This is a genomic window from Sphingobium sp. KCTC 72723, from assembly GCF_014280435.1.
Lineage (GTDB): Bacteria > Pseudomonadota > Alphaproteobacteria > Sphingomonadales > Sphingomonadaceae > Sphingobium.
The window spans coordinates 4,195,188-4,208,096 of the sequence record NZ_CP060388.1 but is presented as its reverse complement, the minus strand read 5'-3'; the positions used below and the strand labels follow the sequence as shown (position 1 = coordinate 4,208,096).

Below are 12,909 nucleotides of genomic sequence, written 5' to 3'. Positions count from 1 at the left end.
AAGGGGCCGTTATCCCCCATGCCAGACGTTCGCCAGATGGCGTGGCGCACGCCCCGGCGCAAGGAGGATGACGTCGATTCGCATGTCGTCGCCCGGTTTGGCGAGATCATACCAGAGAATTTCCGCCGCCGCCGCGACGCGGGCCAGCCGCCGTTCGTCGATGGCCAGGTCAAGCTCTGCTGCGGTGGCGCGCGCCTTCACCTCGACAAAAGCGATCATCGCGCCGCGCCGGGCGACCAGATCGACTTCGCCCGCCGGGGTGCGCATCCGTCGTCCGATAATCTGCCAGCCTTTGAGCCGCAGCCACCAGCCGGCAATGCGTTCGGCCTGACGTCCCTTCCTTTCCGCCTGCGCGCGCGTCACCCCTTCAGGTCCATCGCCCGGTCGTAAAGCGTGCGCCGGTCCAGACCCAGTTTCTTGGCGACCTCCCCCGCCGCTTTCGACACGGGCAGGCGCGTCATGGCTTCGATCAGCGCAGCGTCGGCATCTTCCGCGCTGGCGGGCGGCGCTTCGCCGGGCGGGCCGACGGTGACGACAATTTCGCCCCTGGGCGGGGCGTCGGCGTAACGGGCGGACAGCTCAAGCAGCGTGCCGGTCGCCGTTTCCTCGAACGTCTTGCTGATTTCCCGGCTGACGGCAGCGTCCCGGTCACCCAGATGCGCGGCCATAGACGACAGGCTTTCCGACAGGCGCGGGCCGCTTTCGTAAAAGACCAGCGTGGCGCGCAGACCCGCCACTTCGTCCAGCGCGTCGCCGCGCGCCTTCGCCTTGCTGGGCAGAAAACCCATGAACAGGAAACGGTCGGTCGGCAGGCCCGACAGCGTCAGCGCCGCGATCGCCGCGCTGGGTCCGGGCAGAGTCGTGATGCTGCGCCCCGCCGCGCGCGCATCCCGCACCAGCTTGTAGCCCGGATCGGAAATCAGTGGGGTGCCAGCATCCGACAGGAGTGCGACCGATTCGCCCGCCATCCGCTCGACCAGCCGGTTGCGGACATGGTCAGCGCTATGATCATGATAGGGGACCATCGGCCGATCCGACCCGGCATGGCGCAACAGGCGCGCGCTGACCCGTGTATCTTCCACGGCGACCACATCGGCCAGCCGCAAAATTTCCGCCGCGCGCGGCGTAAGGTCACCAAGGTTGCCGATCGGCCCCGCGACGATGTAAAGCCCAGGTTCAAGACCCGATGATTGAGTTTCCATAAGGACGCCAGATGACAGAGACGGATGCCATCCCGCAAGCGGACTTGTTCGCTTCGCTAAAGCGCGGCGCGCGCATTGTGCTTGCGGCAGGCACGCTGCTGCTGGCCGCCTGTCAATCCATCGTGCCAAAGGGACCGGCACCGACCACGCCCACCGGACCCGTCCAGCCGACCGGACCGCAAGTCAGCGAAGGGCTGCCCACCGACACCTTGCGCCATCGTGTCGCCTTGCTGGTGCCAATGAGCGGACCCAATGCGGGCGTGGGTCAGTCGATCGCCAACGCGACCACACTGGCATTGATGGACACCAAAACGGACAAGGTACGCATCACCACTTACGACACCGCGCTGGGCGCAGCGGCAGCGGCGAACCGGGCGTTGACGGAGGGTAACCGCCTGATATTGGGACCGTTGCTGGCGGAGGATGCGCGCGTGATCGGGCCAATCGCCGCGCGCGCCAATGTGCCTGTCATCAGCTTTTCCAACGACACCGGCGTTGCAGGCGGCAGCGTTTACATCATGGGTTATAACCCCAACCAGTCGATCGAACGGGTCGTGGGCTTTGCGCGGGAAAAGGGACTGAGCCAGTTCGCCGCGCTGGTGCCGCGTGGCACCTATGGCGAGCGGGCGGGCAATGCGATGTTGCGCGCGGTGGAGCAGGCGGGCGGCACGGTCGTATCGCTCCAGACGTTCGACCGCAGCCCGGCGTCGATCACGGCAGCGGTGAAAAAATTGCAGGCCGCGTCCAGTTATGACGCGGTCCTGATCGCCGACAGTGGCAAGGTGGCGTTGCAGGTCGCGCCGATCGTGCGGAAAAATGGCGGCGCGACGGCGCGGCTGCTCGGCACCGAATTGTGGAATACCGAAGGCACGCTGGCCGCCAGCCCGGTGCTGCGCGGGGCATGGTTCGCCAGCGTTTCGGACACGCTCTATGGCCAGTTGGCGGGCAAATATCGCGCGCGCTATGGCAGCACGCCATTTCGCCTGTCGTCGCTGGGCTATGACGCGGTGCTGCTGACCGTGCGAATCGCGCGCGACTGGAAGCCCGGCACCCCCTTCCCCGCTACGCGGCTGCGCGATGGCGGCGGTTTTTCGGGGATCGACGGCGCGTTCCGCTTTGGCCGTAACGGAGTGGCCGAACGGGCGCTGGAAGTGTCGGAAGTGGGCGCTGGCACGGTGACGGTCGTGGCACCTGCGCCAAAGGGCTTTGGGGAATAGTGTCCAATCCTCCCCTGCAAGGGGAGGTGGCTGGCCGCAGGGCAGACGGAGTGGTGTCGCACTCTCGATAGCATGACACCCCTCCACCATTCGCTGCGCGAACGGTCCCCCTCTCCTTACAGGGGAGGATTTTTGATGCGCCCGGTCGGCAGGATGAGGGGCCAGCCATTGCCCGGATCGATGCAGGCAGTGATGCCATAGACGCTGGCCAGCCGGTCGGCGGTCAGCACGTCGAGCGGCGCGCCGTCAGCGACCAGCGCGCCGCGATCCATCAGCACGAGCCGGTCGCACCAGCGCGCCGCCATGCCCAGGTCGTGCAACACGGTGACGACCAGCGCGCCGCTGCGGGCTTCTTCGCGCAACAGGTCCATCACGTCGATCTGGTGGCCGGGGTCCAGCGCGGCGAGCGGTTCGTCGGCGATCAGGCCGCGCGCGCCCACGGCCAGCGCGCGCGCCAGCAACACCCGCGCCCTCTCCCCGCCCGACAATTCGGTGGCGATCCGACCTTTGAGATGCGCCACATCGGCGCGAGTCATGGCGGCTTCAACGGCGGTTTCGTCAGCAGGCGCCAGGCGCGATAGCGGTCCCAGATGCGGCAGGCGGCCCAGCGCGACCAGCCGTTCGACGGCCAGCGGCCAGTGGAGCGTCTGCCCCTGCGGCAGATAGGCGATGGCGCGCGCGATGCTGCGCCGGTCGAGCCGGGACACGTCCTGCCCATCGATCAGCACCCGGCCAGCCTGCGGCTTGGCCAGCCCCAGCATCGCCCGGATCAATGTGGATTTGCCCGCGCCATTGGGTCCGATGATGCCGACCAGTTGGCCCGGCTCCAGCATCAAATCAACGGCCTGCACCGCTGCATGGCGGCCAAGGCGAACCGACAGGCTTTGCGCGCTGATGCTCACCATAGCCGCCGCTCCCGCATCAGATGCATGAGGAATATCGGCACGCCCAGCAGCGCGGTAACGACGCCCAGCTTGAGTTCATTGGCGGTGGGGATCAACCGCACGCCAACATCCGCCAGTGTCAGCAGCGCCGCCCCGCCGATCAGCGAGGGGAGCAGCACGGCGGAGGGCGAGCGATCGGTCAGCGGGCGGACGATATGCGGGACGATCAGGCCAACAAAGCCGATCGCGCCCGACACCGCCACCGCCCCGCCCACGCCGATCGCGACGCCCAGCATCATCCGCCAACGCGCGGCATTGAGATTGACGCCCAGCGCCTGCGCGCCTTCCTCCCCCAATGTCAGGGCGTCGAGCGTCCGCCCGTCGGCCAGCAGCAGCGCCGCGCCGATCGCGACGCAGGGCAATGCGACAGCGACATGGACATAGCTGCGGTTTTCCAGGCTGCCCATCAGCCAGCTCATGATTTCCATCGCGGCGAAGGGATTGGGCGACAGGTTGAGCGACAGGCTGATCCCCGCGCCCGCGAGCGTGCCGACCGCGATTCCGGCGAGGATCAAGGTGAGCGGGCTTTCCGAAGATCCGGCCAGCAGGAACAGGGCAGCAATGGCGACGAGCGCAGATGTGATGGCGAGCATCGGCAGGACGAGCGGGTGAAGCGCGCTGATGCCATAATAGAGCGCACACACCGCGCCCAGCGCCGCTGCATTGGATGCACCCAGCACCGAGGGTTCGGCGAGTGGATTGCGCAGATAGCCCTGCAACGCCGCACCCGACAGGCCCAGCATGGCTCCGACGATGAGGCCCAGCAGCAGGCGCGGCAGGCGCAGGTCCAGGATGATGGCGCGCGCGATATCGTCTCCGCCGCCGGTCAGGACGGCAAGGATGCGCGCCGGGCTGATCGCGACAGCGCCCAGCAGCACCGACCCCAGTGCCGCGACGAGCAGAATGAGGAGCAGCGCGGGGATGAGGAGAGGATGGCGGCGGACGGTCATTTGTGAGCGCCTTGGCGGTTGGCAAAGCAGGGTGTTCCTGCGAAGGCAGGAACCCAGTTCTGACGGTGGGACTGGATTCCTGCCTTCGCAAGAACATGACGTGCTAACAGACAGGCTCCATGACCCGTTTCCTGACCCTTGCAGCGGCCGCCCTGACACTCACCAGCGCGGCCCATGCTGCGCCACGCCGGATCGTGTCGCTCAATGTCTGTGCCGACCAGTATCTGATCGCGCTGGCGGACAAGGGGCAGATTGCGGCACTCAGCAGCAATGCGCGCGATCCCGAATTGTCGGCGGCGGCAGAGGCTGCACTTGGGCTTCGCGTGCTGCGGCGCGCTTCGGAGGAGGTGCTGGCGATCCGGCCCGACCTGATATTGGGCTATCCCATCGGGCCGAACAGGGTCGCGGGCGCGCCGCCGGGGCAATGGACCATGCTGGGGCTGGCCAGTGCGGACAGCTATAGCGCGATCCTCGATCAGATACGGCAGGTCGCGCGGGCGGTGGGGCATCCTGAGCGCGGCGAGCGGCTGATCGCGCGGATGAACCGCGATCTGGCAGCGCTGCCAAAAGCGAAGCGTGGCGGGGTAGCGGCCTATTATCAGCGGCGCGGCTATATGACCGGCACCGGCACGCTGGTCGACGACCTGATGCGCCGGGTGGGCCTTGTGAATCTGGCAGGCAAATTGGGCAAGCCCGCGCTGGCGCAGGTGCCGCTGGAGGCGATGGTCGCGGCGCGGCCCGACTGGCTGATCGTCGAAAGCGGCAGCGTGGCGGTGGTCGATCAGGGGACCGAGATGCTCCAGCATCCCGCGCTGAAATCCGTGCCGCGCATCAGCGTGCCGCAAAGCTGGACCGTATGTGGCGGCCCGGCCTATGTGCAGGCGGCGCAGGGTATCATTGCGCGGTTGAACGCGCATAAGTGAAGGGACGGGCTGCGCGCCCGTCCCCCCTTGTCCCCCGTCAGAAGCGGACACGCACGCCGCCAAAGGCGGAGCGGCCATAAACGCCATAGCCATAGGCGGTGGCGTAGGCTTCATCGAACAGATTGTCGATGCGGCCATAGACTTCCAGATGCTCGCCCAGCGACAACGCGGCACGCAGGCCCGCCAGCGCATAGCCGTCGAGGCGGCGGGTGTTGGCGGCATTGTCGAAGCTGTCGCCCACCATAGTCAGCGTCGCGCCGGTGGACAGGCCGAAGGACCAGACATAGTCTGCCGAGACGCTGACCGCGTTGACCGCGCGGCGCGGCAGGAGGTTGCCATCCGTAGCCCCACCCGACCGATCGCGCGCATCGACATAGCTATAGCTGCCGGTCACGGTCAGCGCGTCCACGGGCTTCAGCGCAATGCTCGCTTCCACGCCCTTGGCACGGGTGCGGTCGAGGTTGCTGTAGCTGAAGGTCGCATTGTCGTAATTGATCTGGTCAGTGGTGTTGCGCAGGAACGCCGTGACCGACAGGATCGCCCGCTCCCCGTCCAGGCTCTGGTCGAAGCCGATGTCGTAGCTTTTCGATCGTTCGGGGCGCAGCGCGCTGTTGCCGCTGAATGTGTCGTAAAGCTGATAGAGCGAGGGTGCCTTGAACCCTTCGCCATAGCTTAATCGCACATTGGTCGCGCCCGCATTGGGCGTGTAGTTGGCGTTCGCACCGAACGTGGTTGCGCCGCCGAACTGGCTATGGTCGTCATGGCGCACGCCGCCAGTGACGGACAGGCCAGTCAAGGGCTTGACGATCGCCAGCGCATAGACGCTGTCGATATTGATCTTCGCCGACGACGTACTGCCGAAACCGAAGAAGTCGTAATCGGGGCGCTCATGTTCATAGCCGAACACCAGCTTGGCCTGATCGACCGGGGCATATACGCCTTCATATTCAAAGCGCAGGTTGGTGCCGGAATAGCCATAATCCGCGTCGGTGCCGCGCACGAAATAATAGTCGCGGTCGTTGCGCAAGTAAGTCACCGCCGCGCGGCTGGTCAGGCGACCGTCGAGCAGGGCAAGGTTGAGGCCCGCATAGCCGACATATTGGTCCATTTTCGACACGTCGCTGCTGTCGGCAGGCGCGCCGAAGAAGCTGTCATAGTCGAGGTCAGCATGGATATAATAGCCGCGCAGATCGAGGCTCAGCGCGTCGCTGAACGCCAGTTTCAGCCGGGCATTGGTGGCGATATTTTCATAGCCGTCCTTTTCCGTGCCACCCACAGCCGACGAAATGCCATCGGTGCGAAAATAGGCTGCGCCAATGCCGCCCGACGCCATGCCGCTGGTGCCAGACACATCTGCTTTCGCGTTCAGCGTATCGCTATAGCCATAATCGACCGAGGCGTTGGCCCCGAAACCTTCCGCCGGCACGCCGGTCATGATGTTGACCACGCCGCCGATCGCCTGGCTGCCATGCACGACCGAGTTGGAGCCGCGCAGCACTTCGATCCGGCGGATATTGCCGGTCAGCAAATGGCCGAAATCATAGCCGTCACCAATGCCGCTGGGGTCGTTGACCTTGACCCCGTCGATCAGCACCAGCGTCTGCGTCGTTTCCGCGCCGCGCAGCGACACGCCGGTCACGCCGCCAGTGGAACCATTGCGGTTGAAGCGGACCCCCGGCGTGGTCGCCAGCAGATCGACCACATCGACCGCCTGCCGCGTGTCGATCGTCTTTGCATCGATGATGGTGATTGCCTGGCCGACTTCGTCGCGCGATTGGGCAATGCCCGACGCGGTGACGACGATATTGTCATCCTGTGCCAAAGCAGGCGTGGCCGCCAGCAGCGCGAGAAGAGAAATCCCTGTTTTTACCATGATAATAGCCCTGAGCGTCATGTGCGACTTCAAGGCCGGGGCGTCCGTTTCGCAACGGTCGCGCCGCGATGCAGGATGACGCCACCCCCCGCCGCACGGCACGATGCGGCCCCGGCCGCATAGCGTCGCTCGACGGAAAACCACCGTGCCATGACCATCCCCTGGATCAGGGCAAGAGCGACCAGACGCCGGCAGGTCTCCTGGCTCGCGGGTCATAGCGGCGATGCACAAGCCTTCCCGAACCCAAAAGGTTCAGTGACCGGGTCTTTGAAACCCTCTGTGCATCGCGCTCACCGCTTACAGTTGCAGGGACAGCCGTGGAATAGGGCAGTTTCCCGCCCGCACCACATTCCCGTTTTCAGCCTCTTGCGAGGCACCGGCGCGATCTATTGCAAGGACGATGAACCGCCCCTGCGCCGCGCGCTCTAGGGGAAAGGTGGAGCGGTGCCAAGCCGCCCGTGTCGCTAAGGCCGCAAAGCGTTGCCATGATGCAACAGCGCGTCGGGCCGGGCCAGCACGACCAGCGGCAGCCCGGCCTGTTCCGCACGCTGGGCTGCCAGCGCGGTGGGCGCGGAAATGGTGACGAGCAGCGGGCATCCGCTCAGCACCGCTTTTTCCACCAGTTCATAGGAACAGCGCGACGACAGCAAGGCAAAGCCACCGTCCCAGTCGGTGCCTGCGCGTTTCATCGCCCCGATCAGCTTGTCGAAAGCATTGTGCCGCCCGACATCTTCGCGCGCGCAGCCGATCGTCCCGTCCGCGCCGACATAAGCCGCGACATGGGCCGCGCCGGTGGCAGCGTTAAGCGGCTGGTGCGCAGCCAGTTCACCCAGCGCACGGAAAATGGCGGCGGGTTCTGCGCGTGATTGCGCCGTAACGGGCGGCAGCGGGCGCATCGCCTGTTCCAGATTTTCAACGCCGCACAGGCCGCACCCCGATTCCGACAGGCGGTGCCGCACCCGGTCCAGCAGACCATCGGTCCGGTCGGCAGGCAGCGTGGCGCGCGCGACCATCCCCTGCCCGGTATCATGGACATCGACGGCGAAGGGCGCGTCGTCCGGTCCGATCAGCCGGTCGGCCAGCGCGAAGCCCAGCACGAGATCGCCAATATCATGCGGGGTCGCCATCAACACCGCATAGCCGACGCCGTTAAACTCGACCGCGATCGGCACTTCCTGCGCCAACGCGCGGGCGACCGGATCGGCCTGACCGTCCGGGGTCAGGCGAGTGAAGGGGACATCGGGCGAATGGTGCGTCACGATGTGGGGTGTCCGAAGGTAACGGACAGGATCGGCGGCGCTGCGGGCATGAAGCGACCCTATGGCCCGGCGTGCCGCAACGCAATGCCATGCAGGTCCGGCACGCTTTTTGACGGGGGTGACCATGACACTCATATGCTATCGGCTTGGGACATTCATGTGCGGGGCGATATGGCAGGGTCAGGGATATTGGGCGCGGTGCTGGCCGGTGGACGATCGCGCCGCTTTGGCAGCGACAAAGCGCTGGCGGTGATGCCGGACGGGCGGACGCTGATCGACCATGCGGTGGCAGGACTTGCGCCGCATGTCGCAAGCATCGTGATTTGCGGGCGTGAGGGTGGCCTGGCAGATCGGCCCGCGCCGGACTTGGGACCATTGGGGGGATTGAACGCTGCGCTGCATCATGCGCGCGCGGAAGGTTTTGCCGGGGTGCTGACCAACGGATGCGACATGCCGCTCTATCCGGCGGATCTGCCCGTGGCGCTGATCGGCGCAGAGGCAGCGATCCTTAAAGGTCAGCCTTTGCTGGGCTGGTGGCCAGTGACGCTGGCCGATGTGCTGGACGCGCAGCTGGCGGAGGAGAATAATCGTTCGATCCGGGGCTTTGTCGATCGGATCGGCGCGCGCGTGGTGGATATGCCGGGGCTGATACTGCCCAATATCAACCGGCCGGAGGATCTGGCGGGGTTGTGATTCGCTGGATCAAACCGTCGCGGCCACGCGCGCCGCAACTTCCACTGGAACGCCATTGCCTGCGACCGCTTCGCCGATCAGCAATAGCGTCGGGTCTTCGTCGCTGATCGTCTGGACCAGAAAAGCGAGCGCCGACAACTTGCCCCGGATGAGGCGTTCGCCGGGCAGCGAGACGTTGACCGCGACCATCACCGGGGTTTCGGGGTCACGCCCCGCACCGATCAGGCTGCGCGCGATTTCGCCTGCCGCCGCGCGGCCCATATAGATGCCCAGCGTGCCGCCGGGCCGGGCCAGTGCGTCCCAGTCCAGCTTGAGCGGTTCGCCCGCTTTCAGATGCGCCGTCACCAGCGTCAGCCCGCGCGCCTTGCCGCGCAGAGTGAGCGAGGCGTGGCCGCTGGCCGCCGCCGCGCTGGCCGTAGTGATGCCGGGGCAGATGCGCACGCGCACGCCGCCTTCGCCCAGATGATCCATTTCCTCCGCCGAACGACCAAAGATCGACGGATCGCCACCCTTCAGCCGGACGACGCGCTTGCCCGCGCGCGCGGCGGCCAGCAACAGATCGTTGATGCTTTCCTGCTGCTTGCTGTGGCGGCCCGAACGCTTGCCCACACTCACTCGCTCGACGTCATCGGGGATAAGGTCCAGCACGCCCGGCCCGACCAGCGCATCGTAAAAGACGATGTCGGCAGCGCAGATCAGCTTTTCCGCCTTGCGCGTCAGCAGATCCGGGTCACCCGGCCCCGCGCCGACCAGCCAGACTTCGCCGCGCGCGATCAGTTCATTCGGCTGCATGGAGCGTCTCCTGTCGAGTCTGGGCAAGGATGTTGGCAAGTGCGGGGCGGCAGGAACCGCAATTGGTCCCTGCGCCAAGGGCTGCACCGATGGCAGGCACGTCCACCAGTTGCTGGCTGCGGATGGCGGCGACGATAGTGTTCAAACCGATGTCGAAACAGACGCAGATGATTGCGCCCTTATCCGGCTGATTGCCCGGCCCACGTGCCGCCAGCACCGATGCACCGACGCTTTCGACCGCCAACTGGCCGATCAGCCAGTCGCGGGTCGGCAATATGCCGGTGCGGGTGACGATCAGCACGCCCGCCAGCTTGCCGTCGCGGATGATCGCGACGCGGCGCGTACCGCGCGTCTGGTCGATCGCCTCTACGCGCTCACCCTTGGGCAGGCAGGCTTCCAGCCGCGCCGCATCGCCATTGCCCGCCACTTCATACAGCGCGCCGCCCGGTACGGTGATGCGGGTGGCCCACAGGCATGGCACGCGCACGGGTTCGTCGCCGCGCAGGATGAGGAAGCCTTTCCATTCGGTAGCGACTTTTTCGACGCGAACGGGCGTGGATTTGAAGCCCGGCTGACCCGAATGGGGATCGACCAACGGGCGGGGCAGCAAGCCCGTGCGCCCCCCGCTCGATTGCTGGTCTGTCCAGTGGATCGGGGTGAATATTTCACCAACGCGCTGGCCAGTGCTGATCGCCGCCCGGAACAGGCTTTCGCCCTGCGGCGTGGCGACGCGGGCCAGATCGCCATCGGCGATACCGAGCGCGGCGGCGTCGGCGGGATGGATTTCGACCAGCGGTTCCTCGCGATGGCGCGCCAGTTTGGGCGACAGGCCGGTGCGAGTCATCGTATGCCACTGGTCGCGATAGCGCCCGGTGTTCAGCGTCATCGGCCAGTCGCGCAGCGGTGCCTGAACATCCATCTGGCTGACCGGCAGCAGCCGCGCCTTGCCATCGGGAGTCGAAAAACGCCCATCGGCGAAGGGCGTGTCGCCCCAGCGGAACGGTTCCATCGCGTCATAGGCTTCGTTGCCCATGGTCGCCTGACCGCGCAGGTTCAGCAGCCGCGCGCCGTCATTCTGATAAGCAGTCAGGCGCGCATGTTCGCGCCAGATGTCGGCGGGCCGATCATAAGCGAAAGCATTGCGAAACCCCATGCGCCGCGCGACTTCCGTCACGATCCACCAGTCGGGTTTCGCTTCGGCAGGCAGCGGCAGCAGCGCGCGCTGGCGGCTGATCGTGCGATCCGAGTTGGTAACGGTGCCGTCCTTTTCGCCCCATGCCGCGGCGGGCAGGCGGACATGGGCGTGGACGGCGGTGTCGGTGGTGGCCATCACGTCCGACACGACGACGAAGGGGCAGCTTTCCAGCGCTTCGCGGACGCGATTGGCGTCGGGCAGCGAAACGGCGGGGTTGGTCGCCATCACCCACAGCGCCTTGATCCGCCCTTCGTTGATCGCGCGAAACAGGTCGACGGCCTTCAGCCCCGGCCTGGTCGCCATGGTCGGCGCGGCCCAGAAGCGGCCGACGCGCGCGACATTGTCCGGCGCAAAATCCATATGCGCCGCCAGCGTGGACGCAAGGCCACCGACTTCGCGCCCGCCCATGGCGTTGGGCTGACCCGTGATCGAAAAGGGCGCGGCACCCGGCTTGCCGATGCGGCCGGTGGCGAGGTGGACGTTGATGATCGCATTGACCTGATCGGTGCCGCGAATCGACTGGTTGATGCCTTGGCTGAACATCGTGACGGTGCGCGGGTTCGCAGCGAACAGTTCGTAAAATTGCTGAAGCATGGCGGGCGGCAGATCGCACGCCTTGGCCGTCGTCCACAGGTCATGGCCGGTGCGGATATGGTCCCAGAAGCCGTCGGGCGCGTTGACGCTGCGCGCCATGAAATCCGCGTCCAGTTGCCCCGCCTGATCCATCCAGGCGAGCAGCCCGTTCATCAGCGCGACGTCGCTGCCGGGCCTCAGCGCCAGATGCAGGTCCGCGCCTTCGCAGGTTTCGGTGCGGCGCGGGTCGATCACCACCAGTTTCGTGCCGCGCGTGGCGCGGGCGGCCTGGATTCGCTGATAGACGATCGGGTGGCACCAGGCGGTGTTGGACCCGACCAGCACGATGAGGTCCGCTTCGTCCAGATCGTCATAGCTGGCGGGAACGACATCCTCACCAAAGGCCCGGTTGTGGCCCGCGACTGCGCTCGACATGCACAGGCGGCTGTTGGTGTCGATATTGGCCGACCCGATAAAGCCCTTCATCAGCTTGTTGGCGACATAATAATCTTCGGTCAGCAATTGGCCGGAGACGTAGAAGGCGACACTGTCGGGACCATGTCTGGCGATGGTTTCGCGGAAACGTTTGGCCACAAGATCGAGCGCCTTGTCCCAACTGGCGCGCTTGTCGCCGATCATGGGATGGAGCAAACGGCCTTCAAGGCCCACCGTCTCGCCCAGATGCGTGCCTTTGGAACACAGCTTTCCGGCGTTGGCCGGATGCGCTTCGTCGCCCCTGATCGTCACGGCGCGGCTGCCGGTCGGCGTCGCCGCGATGCCGCAGCCGACGCCGCAATAGGCGCAGGTGGTGCGGATAGGTTCGGCCATTATAGCCCCTCCCCTTCAGGGGAGGGGACGGGGGTGGGGGCTATCCATCGGGCGCAGCGTCTCAGGCACGCCCCCACCCCAACCCCTCCCCTGAAGGGGAGGGGCTTTTGGTTGTGCTTCCTCACGCCGCATCCTTCATCGAAACAGGCCGGGCGATCAGGATGCGGCCATCTTCCTGTTTCACCGCGATCGTGGGGGTGCAGCCTTTATCCTCGCCCTGCGCCTCCCCGGTTTTCAGCGCGATGTTCCAGTTGTGCAGCGGGCAGGCGACGTTGTGGCCATGGACGATGCCCTGGCTCAGCGGCCCTTTCTTGTGCGGGCATTCGTTGATCAGCGCGAACACATGGTCGTCGCCGGTGCGGAAAACGGCGATTTCCTTTTCGCCGCCGATATGGACGGTGCGCGCGCCGCGTTGGGGAATGTCGGCCAATGTGCCGATGTCGATCCAGTCGGTCATGTC

12 protein-coding genes and 1 riboswitch are annotated in these 12,909 nt (G+C 66.1%); of the genes, 3 read left to right on the top strand and 9 right to left on the bottom strand.

What is annotated here, in order from left to right:
* Positions 1–9 precede the first annotated feature (9 nt).
* Both SPBM01_RS20465 and rsmI read right to left on the bottom strand, forming a co-directional pair.
* The gene (locus SPBM01_RS20465) at positions 10–363 is read right to left on the bottom strand and encodes a YraN family protein (protein WP_188063283.1); all 354 of its coding nucleotides are present in this window, start codon (positions 361–363) and stop codon (positions 10–12) included.
* Positions 360–1,202 carry a 16S rRNA (cytidine(1402)-2'-O)-methyltransferase gene (gene rsmI / locus SPBM01_RS20460; RefSeq protein WP_188063282.1) on the bottom strand — a complete coding sequence of 281 codons (843 nt, stop codon included), beginning with the start codon at positions 1,200–1,202 and terminating at the stop codon, positions 360–362. The genes SPBM01_RS20465 and rsmI overlap by 4 nt, the downstream gene beginning before the upstream one ends.
* A gap of 11 nt (positions 1,203–1,213) precedes the next feature.
* Between rsmI and SPBM01_RS20455 the strand changes: the two genes are divergently transcribed.
* Complete coding sequence (locus SPBM01_RS20455; RefSeq protein WP_188063281.1) at positions 1,214–2,419, top strand: penicillin-binding protein activator; 1,206 nt, start codon at positions 1,214–1,216, stop codon at positions 2,417–2,419.
* 116 nt (positions 2,420–2,535) lie between these two features.
* Here SPBM01_RS20455 and SPBM01_RS20450 read toward each other — a convergent pair whose 3' ends face one another.
* Positions 2,536–3,324, bottom strand: coding sequence for an ABC transporter ATP-binding protein (locus tag SPBM01_RS20450; RefSeq protein WP_188063280.1), 789 nt, complete (start codon positions 3,322–3,324; stop codon positions 2,536–2,538).
* Entirely contained in the window at positions 3,318–4,313 is a 996-nt protein-coding gene (locus tag SPBM01_RS20445; RefSeq protein WP_188063279.1) for a FecCD family ABC transporter permease, read from the bottom strand. Before SPBM01_RS20445 ends, SPBM01_RS20450 begins: the two co-directional genes overlap by 7 nt.
* A gap of 119 nt (positions 4,314–4,432) precedes the next feature.
* On the opposite strand from SPBM01_RS20445, the gene SPBM01_RS20440 reads away from it, so the two are divergent.
* Positions 4,433–5,236, top strand: a complete 804-nt coding sequence (locus SPBM01_RS20440) for an ABC transporter substrate-binding protein (protein ID WP_188063278.1) — start codon at positions 4,433–4,435, stop codon at positions 5,234–5,236.
* A 37-nt stretch (positions 5,237–5,273) separates the two neighbouring features.
* Here the strand turns inward: SPBM01_RS20440 and SPBM01_RS20435 are convergent, their stop codons facing one another.
* Together SPBM01_RS20435 and fdhD are read right to left on the bottom strand one after the other, a co-directional pair.
* Entirely contained in the window at positions 5,274–7,109 is a 1,836-nt protein-coding gene (locus SPBM01_RS20435; RefSeq protein WP_188063277.1) for a TonB-dependent receptor plug domain-containing protein, read from the bottom strand.
* A gap of 172 nt (positions 7,110–7,281) precedes the next feature.
* Positions 7,282–7,505, bottom strand: a riboswitch (cobalamin riboswitch).
* A 68-nt stretch (positions 7,506–7,573) separates the two neighbouring features.
* A complete protein-coding gene (gene fdhD / locus SPBM01_RS20430; protein WP_262504279.1) occupies positions 7,574–8,503 on the bottom strand; it encodes a formate dehydrogenase accessory sulfurtransferase FdhD in 930 nt (309 codons plus the stop codon).
* A gap of 36 nt (positions 8,504–8,539) precedes the next feature.
* Between fdhD and SPBM01_RS20425 the strand changes: the two genes are divergently transcribed.
* Entirely contained in the window at positions 8,540–9,061 is a 522-nt protein-coding gene (locus tag SPBM01_RS20425) for a molybdenum cofactor guanylyltransferase (RefSeq protein WP_188065862.1), read from the top strand.
* A gap of 9 nt (positions 9,062–9,070) precedes the next feature.
* Here SPBM01_RS20425 and cobA read toward each other — a convergent pair whose 3' ends face one another.
* The 3 genes from cobA to nirD all read right to left on the bottom strand — a co-directional run bounded on the left by cobA (position 9,071) and on the right by nirD (position 12,906).
* Entirely contained in the window at positions 9,071–9,853 is a 783-nt protein-coding gene (cobA, locus tag SPBM01_RS20420; protein WP_188063275.1) for a uroporphyrinogen-III C-methyltransferase, read from the bottom strand.
* The gene (locus SPBM01_RS20415) at positions 9,840–12,449 is read right to left on the bottom strand and encodes a nitrate reductase (RefSeq protein ID WP_188063274.1); all 2,610 of its coding nucleotides are present in this window, start codon (positions 12,447–12,449) and stop codon (positions 9,840–9,842) included. The genes cobA and SPBM01_RS20415 overlap by 14 nt, the downstream gene beginning before the upstream one ends.
* A gap of 121 nt (positions 12,450–12,570) precedes the next feature.
* Positions 12,571–12,906, bottom strand: coding sequence for a nitrite reductase small subunit NirD (nirD, locus tag SPBM01_RS20410; RefSeq protein ID WP_188065861.1), 336 nt, complete (start codon positions 12,904–12,906; stop codon positions 12,571–12,573).
* Positions 12,907–12,909 lie beyond the last annotated feature (3 nt).

Coding starts and splice junctions, on each gene's coding strand:
- rsmI (WP_188063282.1), bottom strand. CDS start 1,202: ATGGAAACTCAATCATCGGGTCTTGAACCTGGGCTTTACATCGTCGCG.
- SPBM01_RS20455 (WP_188063281.1), top strand. CDS start 1,214: ATGACAGAGACGGATGCCATCCCGCAAGCGGACTTGTTCGCTTCGCTA.
- SPBM01_RS20450 (WP_188063280.1), bottom strand. CDS start 3,324: ATGGTGAGCATCAGCGCGCAAAGCCTGTCGGTTCGCCTTGGCCGCCAT.
- SPBM01_RS20445 (WP_188063279.1), bottom strand. CDS start 4,313: ATGACCGTCCGCCGCCATCCTCTCCTCATCCCCGCGCTGCTCCTCATT.
- SPBM01_RS20440 (WP_188063278.1), top strand. CDS start 4,433: ATGACCCGTTTCCTGACCCTTGCAGCGGCCGCCCTGACACTCACCAGC.
- SPBM01_RS20435 (WP_188063277.1), bottom strand. CDS start 7,109: ATGGTAAAAACAGGGATTTCTCTTCTCGCGCTGCTGGCGGCCACGCCT.
- fdhD (WP_262504279.1), bottom strand. CDS start 8,503: ATGAGTGTCATGGTCACCCCCGTCAAAAAGCGTGCCGGACCTGCATGG.
- SPBM01_RS20425 (WP_188065862.1), top strand. CDS start 8,540: ATGGCAGGGTCAGGGATATTGGGCGCGGTGCTGGCCGGTGGACGATCG.
- cobA (WP_188063275.1), bottom strand. CDS start 9,853: ATGCAGCCGAATGAACTGATCGCGCGCGGCGAAGTCTGGCTGGTCGGC.
- SPBM01_RS20415 (WP_188063274.1), bottom strand. CDS start 12,449: ATGGCCGAACCTATCCGCACCACCTGCGCCTATTGCGGCGTCGGCTGC.
- nirD (WP_188065861.1), bottom strand. CDS start 12,906: ATGACCGACTGGATCGACATCGGCACATTGGCCGACATTCCCCAACGC.